The following is a 24,009-nucleotide window of genomic DNA, read 5'->3' as shown; positions in this document are numbered from 1 at the left end:
TGTTCTGGCGGGCACCATGCCTCAGGAAAGGCGGTCGCGGAAGTCCTCGTAGGTGAAGCTGCGCAGCTTCTCCAGTGCGTCGGTTTCGCTGTCCCAGAGCCAGATCGAAGGAAGCGGCACACCGTTGAAGGTGGTCGTCTTGACCATGGAATAATGGGCCTGGTCGAGGAAAGCGAAGCGTGTTCCCGGCTCCATTCCGCCCGGCAGCCGGTAATCGCCGATCACGTCTCCGGCGAGGCATGAAGGGCCGCCAAGGCGCACGGGCACGCCGCCCTCCCCGCCATCCTCGTATTCGTCGATCGGCAGTTCGCCCAGCATTGCCGGGCGATAGGGCGCCTCGATCACATCGGGCATGTGGCACGTGGCGGAAATGTCGGTGATGCCAAGCTGCATTCCGTTCCAGTGCCTATCCAGCACCGTGCCGACGAGAATGCCGGCATCGAGCGCAACCGCCTCACCCGGTTCAAGGTAGATCTCGCAGCCCGTGCGTGCCTTTACCTCGCGCAGGAAGGCAACCAGATCGTCGCGCTGGTAATCGGCGCGGGTAATGTGATGACCACCGCCGAAGTTCAGCCACTTGAGCCGTCCGAAGTATGGCGCGATCCTTGGCTCAAGTGCGTCCCACGTGCGTTTCAGCGGTTCGAAGTCCTGCTCGCACAGGGTGTGAAAATGCAGGCCCGAAACGCCATCGAGATGTTCGGGCTGCAACTGGTCCACCGGAAAACCGAGGCGCGAATGCGGCGCGCACGGATCATAGCGCGGCACTTCGCCTTCGGCGTGCAGCGGATTGATCCGCAGGCCAAAGTCGAACACGTCGCCTGCGGCCCGTGCCTGCGCGATCTCGGCGGAAAAGCGGGCGTGCTGCCCTGGCGAATTGAAGATCACATGGTCGGAAAGTCGCAGGATTTCCGCCATGTCCTGCGCCTTGTAGGCCGCGCAATAGGTGGCGATCTCGCCCGCATAGTGCTCGGCCGCCAGCTTCGCTTCCCACAGGCCGGACGTGCACACTCCATCGAGATACTGGCCGATAATCGGCGCAACCTTCCACATCGAGAAGGCCTTGAGCGCCGCCAGAACCTTGATCCCGGCGCGATCACGCACATCGGCGAGAACCGTCAGATTGGCGCGGAGCCTTGCAGCGTCGACCACGAAAGCCGGGCTGTCCACACGACCAAGATCGAAATGGGCAAATGCTCCCGGATCACCGGCTCTGGTTTCCATCTTCAATCCTCAAACTGCGGCAGGGACCGCAGAACGGCCCGCAACCTTGCACCCACAAGCCGCACTGCAACCGGCTGAACGCCCCGCCTCCGCAGCGGCAGGAACAATCAGAACTCCAGCGGCCCTGCCAGTTCCTTCACCTGCCACGGCAGCCCGTGCCGGTTGAGCATGTCCATGAAGGGATCGGGATCGAACTGTTCCATGTTGAACACGCCCTCACCCTTCCAGATGCCCTGCACCATCAGCGCCGCGCCGATCATCGCTGGCACGCCGGTGGTGTAGCTCACCGCCTGATTGCCGGTCTCGCGATAGGCGTCTTCATGGTCGCAGATGTTGTAGATGTAGAAGGTCTTCTCCACCCCGTCCTTCAGACCTGTGGCGATGTCGCCGATGTTGGTCTTGCCCTTGGTCGTGGGACCAAGCGAGGCCGGCTCAGGCAGAACGGCCTTCAGGAACTGGAGCGGGATGATCTCCTTGCCCTCGTAGATCACCGGATCGATCCGGGTCATGCCCACGTTCTGGAGCACGGTAAGGTGCGTGATATAGGCATCACCGAAGGTCATCCAGAAGCGAATTCGTTCGATTTCGGGCAGATGCTTGGCAAGGCTCTCAAGCTCTTCGTGATACATGAGATACATGTTCTTCGGGCCGACCTGTTCGAAGTCGAACTGCTGGCGGATGGTCAGCGCAGGCGTCTCGATCCATTCCCCCTTCAGGTAATGGCGGGCGGGCGCGGTCACTTCGCGGATATTGATTTCCGGGTTGAAGTTCGTCGCGAAGTGCTGACCGTGATCGCCGCCGTTGCAGTCGAGGATGTCAAGCGTGCGGATCGTGTCGAGCTTGTGCTTCTTGAGCCATGTGGCGAACACGCTGGTCACGCCCGGATCGAAGCCCGAACCCAGCAGCGCCATCAGACCCGCCTGCCTGAACTTGTCCTGATAGGCCCACTGCCACGAATATTCGAACTTGGCCTCGTCGATCGGCTCGTAGTTCGCGGTATCCATGTAGTTGACGCCCGCGGCAAGGCAGGCATCCATGACATTGAGATCCTGATAGGGCAGCGCAAGATTGACCACGAGGACGGGCTTTACCGCGTTGATGAGCGCGGTCGTCGCTGCCACATCGTCAGCATCGATCTGGTAGGTATCGATGTCAACGCCGGTGCGCTCCTTCACCGAGGCGGCAATGGCATCGCACTTCGCCTTGGTGCGGCTGGCCAGCGCGATACCGCTGAAGATATCCGGGTTCATCGCCATCTTGTGGACCGCGACCGAGCCGACGCCGCCTGCGCCGATGACGAGAACTTTTGCCATGGTGACTCCAACTGTCTTTTTGCATCCCGCGCCATGCTTGCGCAGGACAATCATGGAGCACGCCTTTAGAGGAGTGGCATGACAAAACCAATTCCTTCTGTCGATTGCCGTATGCCGACGCGCGCGGGTGTGGTGCGCGCAGCCGAGAAGATCGCCGCGCTTCTTCCGCAAACCCCGCTCCTGCCGCTTGAACTGCCCGGAGGCGCTCTTGTCTGGTGCAAGGCCGAAAGCCTCCAGCCGGTGGGGGCATTCAAGATCAGGGGCGCCTGGCACAGGCTTTCGGACCTGACCGATGAAGAACGCCAGCGCGGAATCGTCGCGGTATCGAGCGGCAATCACGCACAGGGCGTGGCCTGGGCCGCGCGCAGGCTGGGCATTGCCGCGCGGATCGTCATGCCCAATGATGCGCCTGCCGTAAAGCTTGAGGCCACCCGCGCTCTTGGCGCCGAAATCGTCCTTTACGACCGCCCCGGCGGCGAGGACCGCGATGAGGTGGCCCTGCGGCTGACCGCGCAAAGCGGCGCAACGCTGGTCCACGCCTATGGCGATCCCTGGGTGATCGAAGGACAGGGCAGTTGCGGGGTAGAACTCGCCGCGCAGATGGAATGCCTTTCAGGCGGGACGCCCACCCGCGTGGTCACACCCTGCGGCGGCGGGGGACTGGCTGCGGGGCTGGCCCTTGCCCTGCCTAATGCCGAGATTGTTCCGGTTGAACCGGAAGGCTGGGACGATGTGGCGCGCAGTCTGGAAAGCGGCACTATCCAGCGCGTGTCGGCAGGCGCCCCGCCGACCGCTTGCGATGCGCTTCAGACACCGGCCACCTTTCCGATAAACTTCGCCGTGATGATGTCGCGCGGCCTCAAGGGAATCAGCGTTACCGAAGCGGAAGTGCGCGCGGCGCAGGCCCTCGCCTTTGCAAGGCTGCGGTTGGTGATCGAGCCGGGCGGTGCGGCCGGGCTTGCGGCGGTTCTGGCCGGAAAGGTGCCGACCGATGGGCGCACGGCGATCGTTCTTTCAGGGGGCAATGTCGATCCGGCAGCCTTTGCCGCCATGATCGCGCAGACTTGAGCGTTCGTCTTACAGCTTCCTGACAATTGGCGGCCATGTGCCACACGGGCGCAATGGTCACGTTCCAGTAGCATGGCCGAAGCCAATCCTGCCAAGGGTCATTGCCATGCTGGAACGCGCCGGTTCCCATCCCATAACGCGCTCGGTCGTCCGCAAGGGCACGGGTGCTGCAAGCCGCGTGCTCGATCATGCCTTTGCCCTCGCCTTTCGCGGCCTCGTCTATGCCCAGATCTGGGAAGACCCCGAAGTCGACATGAAGGCGCTGGCAATCCGGCCGGACAGCCGGATCATCGCGATTGCCAGCGGGGGCTGCAATGTCCTGTCCTATCTCACAGCCGACCCGGCAAAGATCACTGCGGTTGATCTCAACACCGCGCATATCGCGCTCAACAAGCTGAAGCTCGCCTCGGCGCGGCACCTGCCCGATTATCAGCACTTCCGGCGCTTCTTTGCCGAGGCTGACTGCGCGGCCAATATCGCTGCCTACCGCGAACACCTGGCCCCGCATCTCGACGAGCCGACGCGCCGTTACTGGGAAGGGCGCGACATCGTCGGACGCCGCCGGATCAACGGGTTTGCGGGCAACATCTACAAGCGCGGCCTCCTCGGCAACTTCATCGGCATCGCCCATCTCCTCGCCCGGCTTTACCGGATCGACCTTTCGGCCATCCTCGCCGCGCGCAGCCTTGATGAACAGCGGCGCGTGTTCGAACGCGAGATGGCGCCGGTTTTCGACAAGCGCTTCGTGCGCTGGCTGACCGATCAGCCCGCCTCGCTTTTCGGGCTGGGCATTCCGCCCGCGCAGTTCGAGGCACTGGCCGGGAACGAACCCATGGCCGAAGTGCTGCGGCGGCGCCTCGCCCGTCTTGCCTGCGACTTTCCGGTGGAGGACAACTACTTCGCCTGGCAAGCCTTCGGCCGGGGTTACGGGCGCGGCGATGACGCTCCCCTGCCACCCTATTTGCAGGCCGCCAACTGGCAGGCAGTGCGCGACCGGGCAGACCGGGTCGATGTCTGTCATGCCAACCTGACCGAACACCTGTGCCGCCAGCCTGACGCCTCGCTCGATCGCTATGTGCTGCTCGATGCGCAGGACTGGATGAGCGACGAGCAGCTTGATGCCCTGTGGCGGGAAATCACCCGCACCGCGCGTCCCGCTGCGCGCGTGCTGTTCCGCACCGCCGCCGAGCCGAGTCTGCTGCCGGGCCGCCTCGATGATGCGCTGCTGGCACGCTGGCACTATCACGAGGCACTTTCCGCCGAATGCACCGCGCAGGATCGCTCGTCGATCTATGGCGGTGTTCATGTTTACGAACTGGCCTGATGGCAGCGAAGGCTCAACCCGCAGGACATGGCGCGCTGATGGACGCGGTCTATCGGCGCCAGAAGCACATCTATGATGCCACCCGGAAGTATTACCTTTTCGGGCGCGATGGCCTGATCGCAGGGCTGGAAGCAGCGCCGGGGATGGCCGTTCTCGAAGTGGGGTGCGGCACCGGGCGCAATCTTGCCTGCATCGCGCGCGCCTGGCCCGGTGCGCGGCTTCACGGGCTGGATATTTCGGAGGAAATGCTCTCGGTCGCACGCACTCGCCTTGGTGCGGATTGCACGCTGGCGCGCGGCGATGCCACCGATTTCGATGCAAAGGTGCTGTTCGGCCGCACCACGTTTGATCGCGTGGTCATTTCCTATGCCCTGTCGATGATCCCGCACTGGGAACGCACGCTGGGCCATGCCGCCAGCCTGCTTGCCCCCGGTGGTTCACTTCACGTGGTCGACTTCGGCGACTTCGAGGGCCTGCCCGGCCCCTTGCGCGGCCTGATGAACCGCTGGCTTGCCCGCTTTCACGTAAGCCCGCGCCGCGATCTTGTGGGTGCCGCCATGCGCATCGCCGCAGACCGGGGGCTTACCTTGCGCACATTGCGCGGGCGTTGGGGCTATTTCCGGCGAGTCACGCTGCGGCGATAAGTTGCATTTGACAATCGAACTTCATCCACGCAGTCTCTTTCCGGTCCGGGGGGAGAAAATCGGATGCAGACGCAAATCCTGACACCGGCAGCTTTGCTGGTGCTGTGGTCGATCGTGATGCTGTTCTGGATGGCGGGCAGCCGCCTTCCCGCGCTCAGGAAGCTGGGCGGCCTTGGCAATGCCAAACCCGGCGGACGCGGGCAGGATCTGGAAGGCGTCCTGCCCGATCAGGTCAACTGGAAGGCGCACAACTACGCGCATCTGATGGAACAGCCTACGCTGTTCTATGCAACCGTTACCATTCTGGCGATCATGGGGCCGGGCGCGGCAGACGTGGCACTGGCGTGGGCCTATGTCCTGCTGCGGGTGGTGCACTCGGTCTGGCAGGCAACGGTCAACCGGGTGCCGGTGCGCTTCCTGCTGTTCCTGCTGTCCACGATCTGCCTGACGGTGCTCGCGCTGCGCGCGCTGCTGGCGACTCTGGCGCACGGCTAGAAATCACGACGAAGGGGGAGAATACCGAATGGAACCTGCAAAGATCCTGCAACCGGCGGTCGCGCTGATGGCGTGGACCATGGTCATGTGGCTGTGGATGTATGCCACACGCATTCCGGCGATGAATGCTGCCAAGCTCGATCCCGACAATCTCGCTCAGGATCCGACACGCACGCTGGATGACATCCTGCCCGCCCCGGTGCAGTGGAAGGCCCACAACTACAATCACCTGCACGAAGCGCCGACGCTGTTCTACGCGGTCTGCGCGGTGATCGCACTTGCCGGGCAAGGCAACGGCACCAGTGCCACGGTGGCATGGGTCTATGTCGCCCTGAGGGTGGTGCATTCCATCGTGCAATCCACGGTCAACAAGGTAATGATCCGCTTCCTGCTGTTCACCGCCTCTACCTTCGCGCTCATGGCGCTCATCTATCACGCCGCGCGCGTGGTGTTCTGACCGTCAATCCCGCACGAACAGGCTGGCCAGTTCCACATGGGTCGACCAGCGGAACTGGCCCACCGGGCGCACTTGCTCCAGCCTGTAGCCACCCGCAATCAGCTTCGCCGCATCTCGCGCCCAGCTCGCCGGATTGCAGCTGACATAGACCACGCGCGGCACCTTGCTCAGCGCGATCTGCGCCACCTGCTCCTGCGCCCCGGCGCGCGGCGGATCGAGCAGAACCGCGCCGAACCGGTCTAGCTCTTCCACCCGCAGCGGATTGCGGAACAGATCGCGATGCAGGGCATGAACCGGCCGCCCATGGATCCGTGCCGCCCCCTGACAGGCGGTAAAGGCATCGCGCGCCGCCTCAACGGCCAGCGCCTTGGTCCTCGGCCCCGCAAGCGCGAAGGCGAAAGTGCCAAGTCCTGCAAACAGGTCGGCAATGGTTGCCACCCCTTCCAGCCATTCACGCGCCGCATTCACCAGCGCCGCCTCGCCATCCGCGGTGGCCTGCAGGAAAGCGCCCGGCGGCAGCGAAACCGGCGTGCCGCCCAGCGTAACCGTGACCGGTTCAGGCTCCCACACCCCTTCGGGTCCAAACCCGCTGTCGAGCGTCAAGCGGGCAAGCTGATGGTCGCGGGCGAAATCGAGCAGCGCCTCGGTCTTGGCCAGACCTTCGGCCGCAAGCCCCTTCAGCCCCACCGAAACACCCTGATCACACAAGGCCATTTCGACATCCACGGCCAGCTTGCGTTCGCCCCAGCCTTCGAGCAGGCGGCGCAGCGGCGCAACCAGCGCCACCAGCGATGGTGCCAGCACATGGCACTCGCGCATGTCGACGATCCGGTGCGATCCCTGTTCGCGAAAGCCAATGACCACGCGCTTGCCGATGGCCTGTGCATGCAGCGTGGCACGGCGGCGTGAGTGCGGCGGAGAAAGGTGCGCGGGCGCGGCGACGACATCGGCAATGCCCTGACCGCTGGCCGCGCCGACCACGCGGTCGGCCACGAACCGGGCCAGCGCGCTTTCCGAAAGGTGCTGCAACTGGCAGCCGCCACATGCGGGAAAGTGGCGGCAGGCCGGATCGACATGGTTCGGTCCCTTGAGCAGCGAACCATCATCCCGCAATTCGTCACCCGGCGCCGCCAGCGCGGCATATCGGCCATCGGCGGTTGCCCCTTCCCCCTTGGCGGCAACGCGCACGATCAGGCCCGGCTTGTTCATTCAATACATTCCCTAAGCGCGCTCTGAACGGCGCGGGCCAGTTGCCCGGCGGTAAATGCGGCCCCGCACTGCCGGGCCGCCTCGGCGTGGAGCCATAGGCCCTCTTCCGCCGCGCGCAAGGGCTGCCGATGCACCGCAAGGCGGCTGGCGATTATGCCGGCGAGCACATCGCCGCTCCCCGCCACCGAAAGCCATGACGATGCGCGCGCCGCCACAATCACATGTCCATCAGGCGATGCGATCAGGCTGTCCGGCCCTTTCAGCACCACAACCGCGCCGGTTGCCCGCGCCAGCACCAAGGCGCGCTCACGCCGCAAGCCATCACCGGAAAGGCCGAAGCTGTGCTCAAGCGCCGCCATTTCGCCTTCGTGCGGCGTCAGCACGCATGCCTGCCCCGCAAGCATCGCAGGCCGCAGCAGCACAAGCGCATCGGCATCGATCACGCAGGGCGATCCGGACTGCAACGCACTTGCCAGCAGCCGGGCGGCAGAATCATCGCGGCCAAGCCCCGGCCCGATCAGCAGCGCGGAAAGACGTCTGTCGTTGAACAAGTCGGCAGCATTCCCGGTAACGACCAGTTCCGGCAGCGAAGCGGCAAGCACCGTTCCGGTTGCAAGCTTCACGTAGCCCGCGCCGCCCCGCAGGGCAGCCTCGGCCGCCAGCACTGCCGCCCCCGGCAAGGCGCCGCCGATGATCCCCAGCATTCCGCGCCGATACTTGTGCGAATCGGCCGCAGGCGCATCGACAGCCGGGCGGGCAAGCAGGCGCGCAGCGCCCGGCACCTCTGCCACGCCGATGTCCACCAGCCGCAGCGCCCCCATCGCGGCGCAGCCCGGCATGGCAAAATGCGCGTGCTTCCAGGCACCCAGCGCAACCGTAAGCGACCATTCGGGAAGGCCCCGGTTCAGCACTGCGCCGCTGTCGCTTTCGATTCCGCTGGGCACATCGATGGCAATGCGGTGCCGGTGACATGCGGCCATGCGCGTCAGCAGAATGGCCAGATCATCGGGCAAGGCACGGGTGAGACCGCTGCCGAACAGGCAATCAACCAGCACATCTCCGCCCGGCACCGCATCGGGCATCGCCACTTCGCCGCGATAGCGCGCACGCGCGTTCACCGCTGCCGGTGTGGCCGGTTCGCGGGCGGCAATGACCCTGACGGAGTTGCCATTCTCGCGCAGGGTCTCCGCGATCACCCAACCATCACCGCCGTTGTTGCCCGGCCCGCACAGCACCGTCACCGAACCGCCGCCTGCCACGCGGCGCACCCATTCTGCCGCACCGCGCCCCGCCACCTGCATCAGCGCATCGACACTTGTCCCGCCGGCAATGAGATCTGCCTCTGCCGCGCGCATCTGTGCAACGGTCAGGACTTGCCGCAAGACGGCATCACGGCTGCGGGGCATCGGCCTTTACCTGCGCCGGAAAGCGGTAGCGATCACCGGCCACGGTCACTTCCAGCACGCCTTCGGCAGACCATCGCGCGGTGGCCTCGTCGGCACCATCGGCGGCAATCACCCCGCGCCCGTCGTCCACCATTTCGAACCGGCGGAATGCGCCATCCCGGTGCTGCACGATCAGGAAGCGTCTTTGCCCGATGCGCGAATCCTGAACGAAGCAGTCGGGCGTGAACTTCGCCGCTCCGGCCAGCTGGCAATCGATAACGCGCCCCTGCGGCTTGTCCTCGCCCCGCGAACATCCGGTCAGCACCATTGCGGCCAGCCCGACGCCCGCGAGGAGGACCAGCCCGCCCTGCTGCATCAGTCCACCCCGATCTGCGAAAGATCGCGCACCGCGCCGCGCGCCGCGCTGGTGGTCATCGCGGCATAGGCCTTGAGCGCGGTCGTCAGCTTGCGGGGACGGGCTTCGGCGGGCTTCCATCCCTTGGCATCCTGCGCCTTGCGGCGTTCAGCCAGCACCGCTTCCGCAATGGCAAGGTTGATGGTGCGATTGGGAATGTCGATCTCGATCATGTCGCCGTCTTCGACCAGCCCGATCTCGCCGCCTTCGGCCGCTTCGGGAGAGACATGACCGATCGAGAGGCCCGATGTGCCACCCGAAAAACGTCCGTCCGTGAGCAGCGCACAGGCAGCCCCCAGCCCCTTCGACTTGAGATAGCTGGTGGGGTAGAGCATTTCCTGCATGCCGGGGCCGCCCTTCGGCCCTTCATAACGGATGACCACCACGTCACCGGCAACGACCTGTCCGGTCAGGATTGCCGTCACGGCGGCATCCTGGCTTTCATAGACCTTGGCCGGGCCGGTGAACTTCAGGATCTTCTCGTCCACGCCCGCCGTCTTCACGATGCAGCCATCGCGCGCAATGTTGCCATAAAGCACCGCCAGCCCGCCGTCCTTGCTGAAGGCGTGTTCGGCACTGCGGATCACGCCGGTTTCGCGGTCGAGGTCCAGTTCCTTCCAGCGCCGGTCCTGACTGAAGGCAACCTGGGTGGGCACGCCGCCCGGTGCCGCCCTGAAGAACTCGCGCACGCTTTCGGAAGCGGTCCGGCGCACATCCCAGCGCTCGATCGCCTCGCCCAGCGTGCGGCTGTGGACCGTGGGAACATGCGTGTGCAGCAGACCGGCCCGCTCAAGCTCTCCCAGAATGGCATAGATGCCGCCTGCGCGATGGACGTCCTCCATGTGGACGTCGGCCTTGGCCGGGGCCACCTTGGAAAGGCAGGGCACACGGCGGCTCAACCGGTCGATGTCGGCCATGGTGAAGTTGACCCCCGCCTCGAAGGCCGCGGCAAGCAGGTGCAGCACCGTGTTGGTCGATCCGCCCATGGCGATATCGAGGCACACCGCATTCTCGAAGGCATCGAAGCCGGCGATCGAGCGCGGCAGGACACTGGCGTCGTCCTCTTCATAATAGCGTTTGCACAGGTCCACGGCCAGACGGCCCGCTTCAAGAAACAGGCGCTTGCGGTCGGCATGGGTGGCCAGCGTCGATCCGTTGCCCGGCAGCGAAAGGCCAAGCGCCTCGGTCAGGCAGTTCATCGAATTGGCGGTGAACATGCCGCTGCACGATCCGCAGGTCGGGCAGGCGGAGCGTTCGATCGCGGTCACTTCCTCGTCGGTATAGCGGTCGTCCGCCGCAGCCACCATCGCATCTACCAGATCGAGCGCATGCTCCTTGCCATTGAGGATGACCTTGCCCGCTTCCATCGGACCACCTGAGACGAAGACGCAAGGGATGTTGATGCGCATCGCCGCCATCAGCATTCCCGGCGTGATCTTGTCGCAGTTGGAAATGCACACCATCGCATCGGCGCAGTGCGCGTTGACCATGTATTCAACGCTGTCGGCAATAAGATCGCGGCTGGGAAGGGAATAGAGCATTCCATCATGGCCCATCGCGATGCCGTCATCCACCGCAATGGTGTTGAACTCCTTGGCAACCCCGCCAGCGGCCTCGATCTCGCGCGCGACCATCTGGCCCAGATCCTTGAGGTGCACATGGCCTGGCACGAACTGGGTGAAGCTGTTCACCACAGCGATGATCGGCTTGCCGAAATCTTCGTCCTTCATCCCGGTGGCGCGCCACAAACCGCGCGCGCCCGCCATGTTGCGGCCGTGGGTCGTGGTGCGTGAACGATAGGCGGGCATCTTGTGTAACTCCACTTGGATTCCTTTGGCGGAATCGGCATTTTCCGGTGCGCGACCTGTCCGGTTCCCTACCGCAGCAGACCGGCTGATGTCGAAAGTATTAATTACAACTATGTGAGCAGGCGTCCGCTGCAAACAGGCGCAAATCAACCCATTTCAAGCGCAACCTGATTGGCAATCCGGGCCAGCCGCGCGGCCCAGACTGCCTGTCCTGCCGCATCCGCGATCAAGTCCTGCCGCACCTCGATCCCCATATAGGGCCGCCCCTCGCTCTCGGCATGGCGGTTCATCGTCGCGTTGAGCAGCTTACCCGAATAGGGAAGCTGATCGCCTACGCACAGACCCTCGGCTTCAAGCAGTGCGATGGCGATGCGCGCGGCCCGGTCATCCTCGTTGTAAAGCACGCCGACATGCCATGGCCGCGCCTCGTCGCGCGATGCGAGTTGGGGGGTAAAACTGTGCAGCGAGACGATCAGCGCTTGCGGCACCTTGGCCAACAGATCTTCCAGCGCATCGTGATAGGGCCGGAAAAACCGTGCCAGCCGCGCCTCGCGTCTGGCCGCATCCAGCGCGTTGCCGGGAATGGCATGGCCATCGCTTTCCACCGGGATTACGGCGGCGGCATCCTCTTCCCGGTTGAAATCGCACACAAGACGGCTGACCGCGCCCTGAAACGCCGCGATGCCTGTGCGCTGCGCCATGATCGCTCCAACTTCAGCCACCCCGATATCGACGGCGATGTGCTGGTCCAGAAGGTCTGGCGCAATGCCAAGGGCAATATCATCCGGCACATGGTTCGAGGCATGGTCGGACACCACAAGGATGCCGCCAAAGCGCGGGGTGCCAATGATTCGGAAGGCTTCGCTCATCGCAGCATCCCCGCCATGGTCCACCAGCCGGGCTGCATTGCCGCGCGTGCCGCATCGCGCCGATCGGTGGTGTCGTAAAGCCCAAAGCAGGTCGCGCCCGATCCCGACATGCGCACAAGCCAGGCTCCGGTGCCGCGCAGGGCATTCAGCACCCCGCCGATTTCCGGCACGAGGCGCAGCGCGAGTGCCTCAAGGTCATTACGCCCCGCAAGCGCCATTTCGCGCAGGTTTGCGCCTTCCAGCGCACCACGATCCACGCCGTCCCATGCCCTGAACACCGGCCCCGTCGCCAACGGGATGCGCGGGTTGACGAGCAGCACGGGCGTTCCGGCAAGATCATTCGCCACCGGCGCAAGATCGGTCCCTGTGCCGCGCCCGATGCAGGCCACGCTTTCAACGCAGGCAGGCACGTCCGCGCCCAGCTTCGCCGCGCGGGCAAGCCAGTCATCGGGAAGCCCGCAGGCTCGGCGCACCATGCGGAAGATCGCTCCCGCATCGGCCGACCCACCGCCCAGCCCTGCGGCCACCGGCAGGTTCTTTTCGAGCGTCACCGCCCAGCCCCCGCTGTGCGGCAGGCCGCCAAGGGCCTTGGCCACGATATTGCCGAAAGGATCATCAAGCGCACTGGCGAACGCGCCCGTAACCCGCAGCGAATCCGCCTGCGCAGGGCTTGCTGCCAGTTCGTCTCCCGCATCGACAAAGGCGAACAGCGTTTCCAGATCATGGTAGCCGTCATCCCTGCGCCCGCGCACGTGCAGGGCAAGATTGATCTTGGCAAAGGCGGTTTCTCGCAAGGTCATGCGCATTCCCTGAAACCAAAAGAGGCGCCGGAGCAAGCCCCGACGCCTCTGCCAGATGGTCTTCTGCCCAGATCACATGTTGGGATAATTCGGACCGCCGCCGCCTTCGGGCGTCACCCAGTCGATGTTCTGGGTCATGTCCTTGATGTCGCAGGTCTTGCAGTGGACGCAGTTCTGCGCATTGATCTGGAGGCGCGGATTGCCTTCTTCCACGCCGACATATTCATAGACGCCGGCGGGGCAATAGCGCGTTTCCGGCGCGGCATAGATCGGCAGGTTGATCCGCGTGGGAACCGTCGGATCCTTGAGAACGAGGTGGCAAGGCTGGTCCTCCTCGTGATTGGTATAGGAGAAGGACACACTGGTCAGCCGGTCGAAGCTGATGACCCCATCGGGCTTGGGATAGGCAATGGGCTTGAACAGATCGGCGCGCTGCGTGGCTTCGGCATCCTTGTGGTGCTTCATCGGCTTCCAGATGCCGAAGCCCGCAAGGGTCCGCAGCCACATGTCTGCACCCGCCAGCACGGTGCCCAGTTCACCACCGAACTTGGCCACAAGCGGCTGCGCGTTCTGAACCTTCTTCAGCTCGGTTGCGATCCAGCTTTCGCGCACGGCAGTGTCATATTCCACCATGTCGTCCTTCTCGCGCCCTGCCGCGATGGCAGCCACGATGGCATCGGCGGCCAGCATCCCGCTCTTCATGGCGGTGTGGCTGCCCTTGATGCGCGGCACGTTCACGAAACCGGCCGAACAGCCGATCAGCGCACCGCCGGGGAACGACAGGCGCGGCACCGATTGCCAGCCGCCTTCATTGATTGCCCGCGCACCATAGGACACGCGGCGACCGCCTTCGAGAATGGCGCGGATTTCCGGATGCTGCTTCCAGCGCTGGAACTCCTCGAAGGGATAGACATAGGGATTGGCGTAATCGAGCGCGGTGACGAAGCCCAGCGCAACCTGATTGTTCGCCTGATGATAAAGGAAACCGCCACCCCACGAGTTCGATTCCGAAAGCGGCCAGCCCTGGGTGTGAATCACACGGCCGGGCACGTGCTTTTCGGGATCGATGTCCCACAGCTCCTTGATGCCGATGCCATAGACCTGCGGCTGGCAATCGCGTTCAAGGTCGAAGTGCGCTTTCAGCCGTTTGGTCAGGTGCCCGCGCGCGCCTTCGGCAAACAGCGTGTATTTTGCGTGGAGTTCCATGCCCGGCTGATAATCGGGCTTCTTCGACCCGTCCCTGGCAATGCCCATGTCGCCGGTGGCAACGCCCATGACCGCGCCGGTCTCGTCGAACAGGACTTCGGCTGCGGGGAAACCGGGGAAGATCTCGACGCCCAGTTCCATCGCCTGCTCGGCCAGCCAGCGGCACAGGTTGCCGAGGCTTCCCGTATAATTCCCGTCGTTCGACATGAACGGGGGCATGGGCCAGTGTGGAATGCTTATCTTGCCGGTCTTCGACAGGACCCAGTGCCAGTTGTCCGTTACCGGCACCTCGGCCATCGGGCAACCCATCGTCCGCCAGTCGGGCAGGAGTTCGTCGAGAGCCTTGGGGTCGACAACCGCGCCGGAAAGGATGTGCGCGCCGATCTCCGAACCCTTTTCAAGGATACAGACCGATATTTCCGGGTTGGCCTGCTTCAGCCGGATCGAGGCCGCCAGCCCCGCCGGTCCGCCGCCAACGATGACGACGTCATACGGCATCGATTCCCGTTCGCTCATGCCCCTGTCACTCCCGACCAATTGCTTGATTGCACCGTTTGCTTGATTGCGCTGTGCGATGTCGCTTTGTGCCTTGAAAGAGGCTACCGCCAAGGTCAAGACCGCAAAACAGACTGGGAGGAAGCACAGGTTGCCCGATACCGCCGACATGCATGACCTCGGCTGGCACGCTGCCGTTACGGCAGCGCTGGACTGGTGGCGGCTGGCTGGTGTCGATCATGCCTATGTTGATGAACCGGCAGACTGGCTGGCTGGCGCAGCCGAAGCGGCGAACGCAACAGCGGCCCGGCCAGCCCCCGCGGCACCGCGCAAGCCCCCTGCCGAATCACCACCACCGCCAAGGCTGGCCGATCCCGCCAACTGGCCGCAGACGCTTGATGCTTTCGCAAAATGGTGGCTGGAAGAACCCCTTCTCGCACCGTCCGGGCTGCGCCGCCTGCCTCCTGCCGGTCCTGCACGGGCAGCGCTGATGATCGTGGTGCCCATGCCAATGGGCGATGACGAGACCGGCCTTCTCACGGGCCTTGCAGGCAGGCTTCTCGACGGATTTCTTGCGGCAGCCGGTCTTTCGCGCACCGACTGCTACATCGCCTCGGCGTGTCCGGCGCACATGCCCGCACCCGATTGGGCCGCGCTGAACAGCGCCGGGCTGGGCACAATCCTGATGCACCACATCACGCTGGCCGCACCGCGCAGGCTGCTCATCTTCGGCGCATCGGGCATTTCGGCGCTGCTCGGCCACGATCTGCCGATTTCAGCTCAAAGTTTACCCGCAATTAATCAAGAAGATGCACCGGTGCCGGTCATGGCTGCACGGGATCTGGAAGCCATGCTCGCAAGACCGCAGTTGAAAGGGTCATTCTGGGCCAACTGGCTCGCATGGACAGGACAGTGATGCTTCATCCCGATGATCGGGTTCATTCACGATGATGGGGTTCACAGGGGGTAGTTCGATTTGAAACCGGGACGGTCCAATCGCATGGCGCGCGTCGCTCTTGCAGCCCTTCTGGCGGCCCCGGTCATGCTTGCGGCTGCTCCCGCCAAGGCCAACAGCGCCGCTGTGGACTATTTCCGCGGCCGGGCTGATCGCAGCGCGGTTCCCAGTCTGCTCGGTGCCGAAGACCGCACCTATTACAAGACCCTCTTCGCCGCGATCGACCGCAGCGACTGGACACAGGTGCAGGCGCTCCTCGCCCAGCGCAGCGACGGCCCCCTCCATGCCGTGGCGCGGACGCAATACATGCTTGCCGCAAGTTCGCCCAAGGCCGAACTTGCGCCCATTACCGAAGTTCTCGGCAGCGCTCCGCACCTTCCCTGGGCCGAACAGCTCGGCCGCCTTGCGCTGAAGCGCGGGGCCACCGAACTGCCCGCTTTGCCGCAGGCGCAGCGGCTTGTGCCCCTGCCAACGGTATCCAAGCGCATTCGTCCCCGTTCTATCGATGACGGCACGATGCCACCGGCCATTGCCGCAGCCATTCAGGAACGCATCAAGCTCGACGATCCGGTCGGTGCGCGCGTCCTTCTCGACGGGATAGACGCCGTGCTCTCGGCCGAAGCGCGGGCCGAATGGCGCCAGAAGATCGGCTGGGCCTTCTATATCAACAACGACGATGCGACTGCGCGCGCCATTGCGCTGACGGCGGCTGATGGCGGTGCTGGTCCTTGGCTGGCCGAAGCCTTCTGGACGGCAGGTCTGGCAAGCTGGCGCATGGGCGATTGCCTTGCCGCTGCCGATGCCTTCGAAAGGACCGCTGGCAGTGCCCGCAACGAAGAGCTTGCCGCCGCTGCGCACTACTGGGCCAGCCGTTCGTGGCAGCGCTGCCGCAAGCCTGAAAAGGTTGCGTCGGCACTGCGTCAGGCTGCCGGACTGCGCGATACGCTCTATGGCATGATGGCCGCAGAGGCACTCGGCCTGCGCGAGACTGCGCCTGTCTCTGCACCCGATTTCTCGCAGGCAGACTGGCTTGCGCTGCGCGATGTGCCCAATGTGCGCACCGCCGTGCAGCTTGCCGAGATCGGCAAGGACGGCCTTGCCGATGAAGTTCTGCGCCATCAGGCCCGGATTGGCGATCCCCGCCAATATGCGCCGCTCTCGCGCCTTGCGCGTGATCTTGGCCTTCCGTCCACCCAGCTCTGGATGGCCTATAACGCGCCGCCCGGCGCCCGTCCCGATGAAGCCGCCCGCTTCCCCGCACCGAAGTGGACCCCGGCGACTGGCTGGAAGGTGGACCCCGCGCTTGTCTTTGCGCATTCGCTTCAGGAATCGAACTTCCGCCCTTCGGCGGTCAGCCCGGCGGGCGCACGCGGCCTCATGCAGCTTCGCCCCGGAACGGCGCGCGACATGGCCAAGGTCGAGCCTGCGATGGCCGGACGCGACAGCCAGCTCGATCAGCCCGATGTCAACCTTGCGTTCGGCCAGCAATATCTTGAACACTTGCGCAAGGCCGAAGCGACTCAGGGGCTGCTGCCCAAGGTCATGGCTGCCTACAATGCAGGTCCGCTTCCGGTAGCGCGCTGGAACACGCAGATCCGCGGCGGCGAAGATCCCTTGCTGTGGATGGAATCGATTCCCTATTGGGAAACCCGTGGCTATGTTGCCATCGTCATGCGCAACTACTGGATGTATGAACGGCAGGCTGGCGGCCCTTCCGACAGCCGCATCGGTCTGGTTCAGGGCATGTGGCCGAAGTTTCCGGGGCTGGCCGGGGCCGAGAACGTGAGGCTCGCTGCACCACGGCCGGATCATGCAAAGGTGGCCTTGCTTGGCAATTGATCTCACGCGCGAATTCAAGCCCGTCAATATCGCCCTGCTGACCGTGTCGGACACGCGAGGCCCCGCAGAGGATACCTCAGGCGATATTCTGGCTGAACGTATCAGGGCCAAGGGCCATCGCCTCGTCGCCCGCGCCATCGAGAAGGACGATGCCGACCGCATCGCCAGCAGGCTCAACAACTGGATCGATGATCGCGGCACCGATGTCGTCATCATCACCGGGGGCACCGGCCTTACCGGGCGCGACGTTACGCCCGAAGCACTTGACCGCGTGAAGACGCGCGACATTCCCGGCTTCGGGGAACTGTTCCGCTGGCTTTCCTACAAGACCATCGGCACCAGCACGATCCAGTCGCGTGCCTGCGCAGTGGTGGCTCGCGGCACCTACATCTTCGCTCTGCCGGGTTCCAACGGCGCGGTGAAGGATGGCTGGGACGGCATACTCGACGAACAGCTCGACAGCCGCAACCGCCCCTGCAACTTCGTGGAGCTCATGCCCCGGCTGCTGGAACAGTAGCGCCTGTTCCCATACGCAGGCGCAGGCGCGAATCTGGATTACAGGCGGGCCAAGCCGCGAACCGTGCCGCGGCCCAGCCTGCCCGCCCGCCGATCCTTCAGGCCACCTGATCCCACGTATATTCGCGGAACTGCTCGCGCAGGTCCTTCTTGCTGATCTTGCCCGTGCCAGTGTGCGGGATCGCATCGACGAAGGCCACGGCATCAGGCACCCACCACTTGGCAACGTGCTGTGCCAGATAGGCTTTCAGTTCTGTCTGGGTCACGTGCATCCCCGGCTTGGTCACGACCACAAGCAAAGGCCGCTCGTCCCACTTGGGATGATAGACGCCGATGGCAGCCGCCTCGGCCACCGCAGGGTGGCCAACGGCAGCATTCTCAAGCTCGACCGAACTGATCCATTCACCGCCCGACTTGATGACATCCTTGGTGCGGTCGGTCAGTTGCAGGGTGCCGTCGGGATGAATCACGCCGACATCGCCGGTGTCGAACCACTGCCCGGCTACCACGGCATCCTTCTCTGCCTTGAAGTAGCGCTTGATGATCCACGGGCCGCGCACCTGCAAGGCCCCGGCGGTCACACCATCGCGCGGCAGCACCTTTTCGGGATCGCCAAGGTCCACGCAGCGGATTTCAACGCCGAAGGGCGGGCGACCCTGCATGGCCTTGACACTGACCTTCTCGTCAAAGCTTAACTCGTCCCAGTTCCAGGTTTCGCAGCCGGTCGTGCCAATGGGCGATGTTTCGGTCATCCCCCATGCGTGGGCGACCCGCCGCCCGGCGCGCATGAACCGCTCGATCATGGCGCGGGGCATCGCCGATCCGCCGCACACGATGGTATCCAGCGTTGGCGGAATCTCGCCACCCGTAGCATCGACATGTTGCAGCAGAGCCAGCCACACGGTTGGAACCCCGGCCGAGCAGGTCACTTTCTCGCGGTTCATCAGATCGCACAGAACCTGCCCGTCGTTGACGGCGGAATAGACGATCTTTGCCCCGGCCGCTGCCCCTGCCCACGGCAGACCCCATGCCGCCGCATGGAACATGGGCACGATCGGCAACATCACCGACCGGCAATCCATGCCGAAGATTACCGGCGTCACCGCCGTCATGGCGTGAAGCACGGTCGAGCGGTGCTCATAGAGCACACCCTTGGGATTGCCCGTCGTGCCGCTGGTGTAGCACAGCATGCACGGATCGCGCTCGTCGCCATCGACCCATTCGGCCTGCCCGTCCTCGGCACCGATCCAGTCCTCGAAATGCTGCGCCGGTTCGCTGCTGTCGAAACAGATGTAATGTTCGACCGTGGGCCAGCGAGGCTTCATCCGTTCGACGATGGGCGCCCAGACCTTGTCGAACAGCATCACCCGGTCTTCGGCATGATTTACGATATACTCTAGCTGGTCATCAAACAGGCGCGGGTTCAGCGTGTGCAGGATGCCGCCCGCCCCCACCGCGCCATACCATGTCACGAGATGGCGGTGATGGTTCATCGCCAGCGTGCAGATGCGATCTCCGGGCTGAATGCCCATACGGCGCAGGGCCTGAGTCATGCGCAGGGCATCGTGGCGTATGCCGGCCCAGTTGGTCCGGCTTTCGGTGCCATCGGCCCAGCGGCTGACGATCTCCCGCGTGCCGTGTTCGCGCGCGGCATGGTCGATCAGATGAGTGACGCGCAGCTTCCAGTCCTGCATTGCGCCAAGAGCGCCACCGTGCTGCCCCGACTGTCCGGCCTGCTGCATCATCTCTCTCCCGAATGATCCTATTCAACCAGCCGCAGGTGCCTTTCCGGTCTTGCGGTCAGAGCTACATTGGCAACCCCTTCTATCGGAATCAATCGCTCGATTAAGTCGCTGTCCAGTTTAAAATCATTTCCCAGCCGGACCAGCGGCTCTTTCGGCCCTCCGGTCTTCAGCCGGGCGAGCACCTCGCCCTTTCCGTCGGCGCCGCGCGGCAACAGCATGGCCAGTTCGGTAATCGCCTGCGCCGAACGCACTTCCAGCCTCAGCAACATCCGCGAAGCGCTGGTGACTGACGCCAGCGGGCGCGCGCTGCGCACGGTCACGCGCGGCGGTTCATCCGGGTTGGGCCGGTCAAGTTCCACGCTCAGCAGGACGCAAGTGCCATCGCGCGCCCATTGCTGGAAAGGTTCGACAAGGCTCTCTTCAAAGCACGATGCAGAAAACAGACCGGAACTGTCGGAAAAATCGGCCATGACGAAGTCCTTGCCCTTCTTCGTCTTGCGCTTCTGCACATTCTCCACCAGCGCGGCCATGACCGCTCCGGTCCGCCCTCCGCCTTCGCCGCCACCAGTCATCAGGCTGGCATATGTGCGCGCGCCATTGGCCGAGGCGACCGCGCGATATTCCTCCACCGGGTGCGCGGCGAAATAGAAACCGAAGTTCTCGCGCTCGGCTGCCATCTGGTCGGCCCGGCTCCACGGTTTCGTTTCGGCAAGGCGCGTTGCGGGCGTGGCGTGATCGTCGCCACCGAACAGCCCGCCCTGCCCCGATGTGCGCGAACGCGCAGCCTCGTCGGCAACCGCCATGAGCAGTTCGGCGTTGGCGATGATCTTCGCGCGGTTGGGCTCAAGGCCATCGAGCGCGCCGCCTGCCGCCAGCGCTTCCAACTGGCGGCGGTTCATCGCGCCTGCCGGAATGCGCCGGAACAGATCGTCGAGCGAAGCGAACGGTCCGTTTGCCTCACGCTCGGCCACGATCTGCTCCATCGCCTTCTCGCCCACGTTCCTCAGGCCCGCCAGTGCATAGCGCACGGCAAACCCGTCATGTGTGCGCTCGACGGTAAACTCGGCCTCGGAGCGATTGATGTCCGGCCCGGCAAGCGCCACCCCGTTACGCCGCATGTCGTCGACGAACACCGCCAGCTTTTCGGACTGGTGCATGTCGAAGCACATCGAAGCCGCATAGAACTCGTGCGGATAGTGCGTCTTGAGCCATGCCGTCTGATAGGCCAGCAGCGCATAGGCCGCCGCGTGGCTCTTGTTGAAACCGTATCCGGCGAACTTGTCGATCAAGTCGAACAGTTCGTTGGCCTTGTCCGCCGGAATGTCCGATACCTCGCGGCATCCGTCGACAAAGCGCTGTCGCTGCGCGTCCATCTCGGCCTGCACCTTCTTGCCCATGGCGCGGCGCAGCAGATCGGCATCGCCCAGCGAATATCCCGCAAGGATCTGCGCGGCCTGCATCACCTGTTCCTGATAGACGAAGATCCCGTAGGTTTCGGACAGAATGCCTTCAAGCTTGGGGTGTGGATACTCGATGCTCTCCAGACCGTTCTTGCGGCGGCCGAACAGCGGAATATTGTCCATCGGCCCCGGCCGGTAGAGCGAGACGAGCGCGATGATGTCGCCGAAATTGGTAGGTTTCACCGCGGCAAGGGTGCGTCGCATCCCTTCCGATTCAAGCTGGAACACGCCGACGGTATCGCCCGACTGGAGCAGCCTGTAGGTCTGCTCGTCATCCCAGGCGAGCGCGGACAGATCGATCTCGATGCCGCGCTTCTTCATGAGGTCCACGGCCTTGCGCAGCACTGACAGCGTCTTGAGGCCGAGGAAGTCGAACTTGACCAGCCCGGCATCCTCGACATGCTTCATGTCGAACTGCGTGACCGGCATGTCTGATCGCGGATCGCGGTAGAGCGGCACGAGCTGCGCCAGTGGCCGGTCGCCGATCACCACGCCCGCCGCATGGGTCGAACTGTTGCGCGGCAGGCCCTCAAGCTGCATCGCCAGATCGATCAGGCGCTTCACTTCGGGATCGCGGTCATACTCGCGCTTCAGTTCCGCAACACCGTTCAGGGCGCGCGGCAGAGGCCACGGATCGGTCGGATGGTTGGGCACCATCTTGCACAGGCGGTCGGTCTGCCCGTAGCTCATCTGGAGAATGCGGCCGGTATCGCGCAGCACGGCGCGCGCCTTCAGCTTGCCGAAGGTGATGATCTGCGCAACGTGATCCAGCCCGTATTTGCGCTGGACATAGCGGATCACCTCGCCGCGCCGGGTTTCGCAGAAGTCGATGTCGAAGTCCGGCATCGAGACGCGTTCGGGATTGAGGAAGCGCTCGAACAGCAGGCCCAGCCTGATCGGATCGAGATCGGTGATCGTGAGCGCCCATGCCACCAGCGATCCGGCGCCCGAACCGCGCCCCGGCCCTACGGGAATGTCGTTTTCCTTCGCCCACTTGATGAAGTCGGCCACGATCAGGAAGTAGCCGCCGAAACCCATGCGGTTGATGATCGAGATCTCGAACTCAAGCCGCTTGCGGTAATCGAGCACTTCGTCCCACGCGCCCGCTTCCCGAAGTGCCGGATAATCGGATGCCTCTGGTTCTGTCTCAGGCCCAAGGCAAAGCACCTTTTCCAGTTCGGCATGCGTGCCTTCCGGGTAATAGGGCTTCAGCCTGAGGACGAGGCCCCTGCGGCTGTCTTCGGCGCACATGCGCGCCTCGCCTTCCTTGTCGCCGGCAAGGCTTGGCAGGATCGGCTTGCGCTTGGGCGGCATGACCGCGCAGCGCTGCGCCACCACCAGCGTATTGGCCAGCGCTTCTGGCAGGTCGCCGAACAGTTCCTCCATCACCTCGGCGGGCTTGATCCACCATTCGCGGCTCGACCGGGGGCGGTCAGGGCTGTCAACGTGGGTGGAACTGGCGATGCACAGCATGGCGTCATGCGCCTCGTAGAACCCGCGTTCGGCAAAGCAGGCGGGGTTGGTCGCCACGAGCGGCAGATCGCGGGCATAGGCAAGATCGATCAGCGCTTCCTCCGCGGCTTCCTCGACCGGGTCGCTGCGCCGTGCGATCTCGATATAAAGGCGCTGCGGGAACAATTCCTGCAACCGGTCGAGATAGGTCTGGGCGGCGGCATTCTGCTGTCCGGCAAGCAGCCTCGCCAAGGCGCCCTCGCCCGCCGCCGTCAGGCAGATCAGCCCCTCGGTATGGCCAACCAGATCGGCCAGAACGACATGCGCGTCGAACTCGAGCGGCCGGTCAAGATGTGCGCGGCTTACAAGGTGGCACAGATTGTCATAGCCGCGCGCATCCTTTGCGTAGAGCGCCAGCCAGTCGATCGTGGGCGCGGCGGGGCCGAAGCCCCCGCCCACCCCGGCACCGGCGCCTTCGCGTTCCGGCCGTGCAACTGCCAGCATCGTGCCGATGACGGGTTGCACGCCCATGTCCTTGCAGGCTTTGGCGTAGGCAACGCTGCCGTAAAGGCCGTTCCGATCGGTAATGGCAGCGGCCGGAAACCCGCGCTCGGCCGCGGTCTTGGCGATGACCTTGGGATCGATCGCGCCGTCCAGCATCGTGTAGGACGAGAAGATGCGCAGCGGAACGAAGGGGGCGTGGGGCATGACTGCAAGGTATGAAAAAGGCCGCGCTCTTGCGAGAGGCGCGGCCCGTTTTTCCCCCGAACCGAAACGGATGTCAGAGCAGCTTCTCGATATCCCTGGCTATGCTTTCAGGCTTGTCGGTCGGGGCATAGCGGCGCACCACCTTGCCATCGCGGTCGATCAGGAACTTGGTGAAGTTCCACTTGATTGCCTTGGTGCCCAACACGCCCGGCGCTTCCTGCTTGAGCCAGTCGTACAGGGGATCGGCGTTGTCGCCATTCACCTCGATCTTGGCCATCAGCGGAAAGCTCAGCCCGAAGTTGACCTTGCAGAAGCTCTCGATCTCGTCCGCGGTGCCCGGCTCCTGCCCGCCGAACTGGTTGCACGGGAAGGCCAGCACCTCGAAACCCCGCTCGCCGTAGGTGCGCCAGAGCTTTTCGAGCCCGTCATATTGGGGGGTGAAGCCGCATTTGGATGCGGTGTTCACCACCAGCAGCACCTTGCCCAGCTTCTCGGCAAGATCGACCATCTCGCCGCCCGGCTTCTTCACCTTGAAATCGGCAATCGTCGAAGGCGCGCTCATCCTTGCCATGCTCCCCTGTCGCGTTTCCGGCCAGCAGGCTGGCATGACCGGCGCGCGCGATCA

20 protein-coding genes are annotated in these 24,009 nt (G+C 64.3%); 8 read left to right on the top strand and 12 right to left on the bottom strand.

The window, feature by feature from the left end:
- Positions 1-21 precede the first annotated feature (21 nt).
- Together DKM43_RS05775 and DKM43_RS05770 are read right to left on the bottom strand one after the other, a co-directional pair.
- On the bottom strand, positions 22-1,221 hold the full coding sequence (locus DKM43_RS05775; RefSeq protein ID WP_109797507.1) for a carboxynorspermidine decarboxylase: 1,200 nt from the start codon (positions 1,219-1,221) through the stop codon (positions 22-24).
- Between the two features lie 107 nt (positions 1,222-1,328).
- A complete protein-coding gene (locus DKM43_RS05770; RefSeq protein WP_109798023.1) occupies positions 1,329-2,534 on the bottom strand; it encodes a saccharopine dehydrogenase family protein in 1,206 nt (401 codons plus the stop codon).
- 78 nt (positions 2,535-2,612) lie between these two features.
- Here DKM43_RS05770 and DKM43_RS05765 point away from each other — a divergent pair, with 78 nt between their 5' ends.
- The 5 genes from DKM43_RS05765 (at position 2,613) to DKM43_RS05745 (ending at position 6,522) form a co-directional block, all read left to right on the top strand.
- Positions 2,613-3,602 (top strand): threonine ammonia-lyase, encoded by a 990-nt coding sequence (locus DKM43_RS05765; RefSeq protein ID WP_109797506.1) that lies wholly within the window; start codon positions 2,613-2,615, stop codon positions 3,600-3,602.
- 106 nt (positions 3,603-3,708) lie between these two features.
- Positions 3,709-4,926, top strand: coding sequence for a DUF3419 family protein (locus DKM43_RS05760; RefSeq protein ID WP_109797505.1), 1,218 nt, complete (start codon positions 3,709-3,711; stop codon positions 4,924-4,926).
- Positions 4,926-5,570, top strand: a complete 645-nt coding sequence (locus DKM43_RS05755) for a class I SAM-dependent methyltransferase (protein ID WP_109797504.1) — start codon at positions 4,926-4,928, stop codon at positions 5,568-5,570. Before DKM43_RS05760 ends, DKM43_RS05755 begins: the two co-directional genes overlap by 1 nt.
- 63 nt (positions 5,571-5,633) lie before the next feature.
- Positions 5,634-6,065, top strand: a complete 432-nt coding sequence (locus DKM43_RS05750) for an MAPEG family protein (RefSeq protein ID WP_109797503.1) — start codon at positions 5,634-5,636, stop codon at positions 6,063-6,065.
- A gap of 28 nt (positions 6,066-6,093) precedes the next feature.
- A complete protein-coding gene (locus DKM43_RS05745) occupies positions 6,094-6,522 on the top strand; it encodes an MAPEG family protein (protein ID WP_109797502.1) in 429 nt (142 codons plus the stop codon).
- Positions 6,523-6,525: 3 nt separating this feature from the next.
- Here the strand turns inward: DKM43_RS05745 and DKM43_RS05740 are convergent, their stop codons facing one another.
- From DKM43_RS05740 to DKM43_RS05710, 7 genes are all read right to left on the bottom strand, one after another.
- The gene (locus tag DKM43_RS05740) at positions 6,526-7,731 is read right to left on the bottom strand and encodes a class I SAM-dependent RNA methyltransferase (protein WP_109797501.1); all 1,206 of its coding nucleotides are present in this window, start codon (positions 7,729-7,731) and stop codon (positions 6,526-6,528) included.
- Positions 7,728-9,137: an NAD(P)H-hydrate dehydratase gene (locus DKM43_RS05735; RefSeq protein ID WP_109797500.1), complete on the bottom strand. Its 1,410-nt coding sequence runs from the start codon at positions 9,135-9,137 to the stop codon at positions 7,728-7,730. The genes DKM43_RS05740 and DKM43_RS05735 overlap by 4 nt, the downstream gene beginning before the upstream one ends.
- Positions 9,121-9,492, bottom strand: coding sequence for a hypothetical protein (locus DKM43_RS05730; protein ID WP_109797499.1), 372 nt, complete (start codon positions 9,490-9,492; stop codon positions 9,121-9,123). The genes DKM43_RS05735 and DKM43_RS05730 overlap by 17 nt, the downstream gene beginning before the upstream one ends.
- A complete protein-coding gene (ilvD, locus tag DKM43_RS05725) occupies positions 9,492-11,339 on the bottom strand; it encodes a dihydroxy-acid dehydratase (RefSeq protein ID WP_109797498.1) in 1,848 nt (615 codons plus the stop codon). Before ilvD ends, DKM43_RS05730 begins: the two co-directional genes overlap by 1 nt.
- A 146-nt stretch (positions 11,340-11,485) precedes the next feature.
- Positions 11,486-12,208: an N-formylglutamate amidohydrolase gene (locus tag DKM43_RS05720; protein ID WP_109797497.1), complete on the bottom strand. Its 723-nt coding sequence runs from the start codon at positions 12,206-12,208 to the stop codon at positions 11,486-11,488.
- Positions 12,205-13,008 carry a 4-(cytidine 5'-diphospho)-2-C-methyl-D-erythritol kinase gene (locus DKM43_RS05715; RefSeq protein WP_109798022.1) on the bottom strand — a complete coding sequence of 268 codons (804 nt, stop codon included), beginning with the start codon at positions 13,006-13,008 and terminating at the stop codon, positions 12,205-12,207. The genes DKM43_RS05720 and DKM43_RS05715 overlap by 4 nt, the downstream gene beginning before the upstream one ends.
- A gap of 72 nt (positions 13,009-13,080) precedes the next feature.
- Positions 13,081-14,730 (bottom strand): electron transfer flavoprotein-ubiquinone oxidoreductase, encoded by a 1,650-nt coding sequence (locus DKM43_RS05710; RefSeq protein WP_109797496.1) that lies wholly within the window; start codon positions 14,728-14,730, stop codon positions 13,081-13,083.
- Between the two features lie 130 nt (positions 14,731-14,860).
- Between DKM43_RS05710 and DKM43_RS05705 the strand changes: the two genes are divergently transcribed.
- The 3 genes from DKM43_RS05705 (at position 14,861) to moaB (ending at position 18,020) form a co-directional block, all read left to right on the top strand.
- Positions 14,861-15,625: a uracil-DNA glycosylase family protein gene (locus DKM43_RS05705; RefSeq protein ID WP_201739793.1), complete on the top strand. Its 765-nt coding sequence runs from the start codon at positions 14,861-14,863 to the stop codon at positions 15,623-15,625.
- Positions 15,626-15,709: 84 nt separating this feature from the next.
- Positions 15,710-17,503: a lytic transglycosylase domain-containing protein gene (locus tag DKM43_RS05700; protein ID WP_109797494.1), complete on the top strand. Its 1,794-nt coding sequence runs from the start codon at positions 15,710-15,712 to the stop codon at positions 17,501-17,503.
- Positions 17,493-18,020: a molybdenum cofactor biosynthesis protein B gene (gene moaB, locus DKM43_RS05695; protein WP_109797493.1), complete on the top strand. Its 528-nt coding sequence runs from the start codon at positions 17,493-17,495 to the stop codon at positions 18,018-18,020. The genes DKM43_RS05700 and moaB overlap by 11 nt, the downstream gene beginning before the upstream one ends.
- A 97-nt stretch (positions 18,021-18,117) precedes the next feature.
- Here the strand turns inward: moaB and DKM43_RS05690 are convergent, their stop codons facing one another.
- The 3 genes from DKM43_RS05690 to DKM43_RS05680 form a co-directional block, all read right to left on the bottom strand.
- Positions 18,118-19,764, bottom strand: coding sequence for a long-chain fatty acid--CoA ligase (locus tag DKM43_RS05690; RefSeq protein ID WP_236632410.1), 1,647 nt, complete (start codon positions 19,762-19,764; stop codon positions 18,118-18,120).
- Between the two features lie 17 nt (positions 19,765-19,781).
- Positions 19,782-23,384 carry a DNA polymerase III subunit alpha gene (gene dnaE, locus DKM43_RS05685; protein ID WP_109797492.1) on the bottom strand — a complete coding sequence of 1,201 codons (3,603 nt, stop codon included), beginning with the start codon at positions 23,382-23,384 and terminating at the stop codon, positions 19,782-19,784.
- Between the two features lie 73 nt (positions 23,385-23,457).
- Entirely contained in the window at positions 23,458-23,946 is a 489-nt protein-coding gene (locus DKM43_RS05680; protein WP_109798020.1) for a glutathione peroxidase, read from the bottom strand.
- Between the last annotated feature and the right edge of the window lie 63 nt (positions 23,947-24,009).

Source organism: Novosphingobium meiothermophilum, assembly GCF_003171715.1.
Lineage (GTDB): Bacteria > Pseudomonadota > Alphaproteobacteria > Sphingomonadales > Sphingomonadaceae > Novosphingobium > Novosphingobium meiothermophilum.
Note: the sequence above shows the minus strand (reverse complement) of the source record. Positions and strands in the feature narration are given on the sequence as shown.

Coding starts and splice junctions, on each gene's coding strand:
- dnaE (WP_109797492.1), bottom strand. CDS start 23,384: ATGCCCCACGCCCCCTTCGTTCCGCTGCGCATCTTCTCGTCCTACACG.
- DKM43_RS05715 (WP_109798022.1), bottom strand. CDS start 13,008: ATGACCTTGCGAGAAACCGCCTTTGCCAAGATCAATCTTGCCCTGCAC.
- DKM43_RS05730 (WP_109797499.1), bottom strand. CDS start 9,492: ATGCAGCAGGGCGGGCTGGTCCTCCTCGCGGGCGTCGGGCTGGCCGCA.
- DKM43_RS05775 (WP_109797507.1), bottom strand. CDS start 1,221: ATGGAAACCAGAGCCGGTGATCCGGGAGCATTTGCCCATTTCGATCTT.
- DKM43_RS05750 (WP_109797503.1), top strand. CDS start 5,634: ATGCAGACGCAAATCCTGACACCGGCAGCTTTGCTGGTGCTGTGGTCG.
- DKM43_RS05700 (WP_109797494.1), top strand. CDS start 15,710: ATGGCGCGCGTCGCTCTTGCAGCCCTTCTGGCGGCCCCGGTCATGCTT.
- DKM43_RS05720 (WP_109797497.1), bottom strand. CDS start 12,208: ATGAGCGAAGCCTTCCGAATCATTGGCACCCCGCGCTTTGGCGGCATC.
- DKM43_RS05755 (WP_109797504.1), top strand. CDS start 4,926: ATGGCAGCGAAGGCTCAACCCGCAGGACATGGCGCGCTGATGGACGCG.
- DKM43_RS05765 (WP_109797506.1), top strand. CDS start 2,613: ATGACAAAACCAATTCCTTCTGTCGATTGCCGTATGCCGACGCGCGCG.
- DKM43_RS05740 (WP_109797501.1), bottom strand. CDS start 7,731: ATGAACAAGCCGGGCCTGATCGTGCGCGTTGCCGCCAAGGGGGAAGGG.
- DKM43_RS05735 (WP_109797500.1), bottom strand. CDS start 9,137: ATGCCCCGCAGCCGTGATGCCGTCTTGCGGCAAGTCCTGACCGTTGCA.
- DKM43_RS05680 (WP_109798020.1), bottom strand. CDS start 23,946: ATGAGCGCGCCTTCGACGATTGCCGATTTCAAGGTGAAGAAGCCGGGC.
- DKM43_RS05760 (WP_109797505.1), top strand. CDS start 3,709: ATGCTGGAACGCGCCGGTTCCCATCCCATAACGCGCTCGGTCGTCCGC.
- ilvD (WP_109797498.1), bottom strand. CDS start 11,339: ATGCCCGCCTATCGTTCACGCACCACGACCCACGGCCGCAACATGGCG.
- DKM43_RS05745 (WP_109797502.1), top strand. CDS start 6,094: ATGGAACCTGCAAAGATCCTGCAACCGGCGGTCGCGCTGATGGCGTGG.
- DKM43_RS05710 (WP_109797496.1), bottom strand. CDS start 14,730: ATGAGCGAACGGGAATCGATGCCGTATGACGTCGTCATCGTTGGCGGC.
- DKM43_RS05770 (WP_109798023.1), bottom strand. CDS start 2,534: ATGGCAAAAGTTCTCGTCATCGGCGCAGGCGGCGTCGGCTCGGTCGCG.
- DKM43_RS05690 (WP_236632410.1), bottom strand. CDS start 19,764: ATGATGCAGCAGGCCGGACAGTCGGGGCAGCACGGTGGCGCTCTTGGC.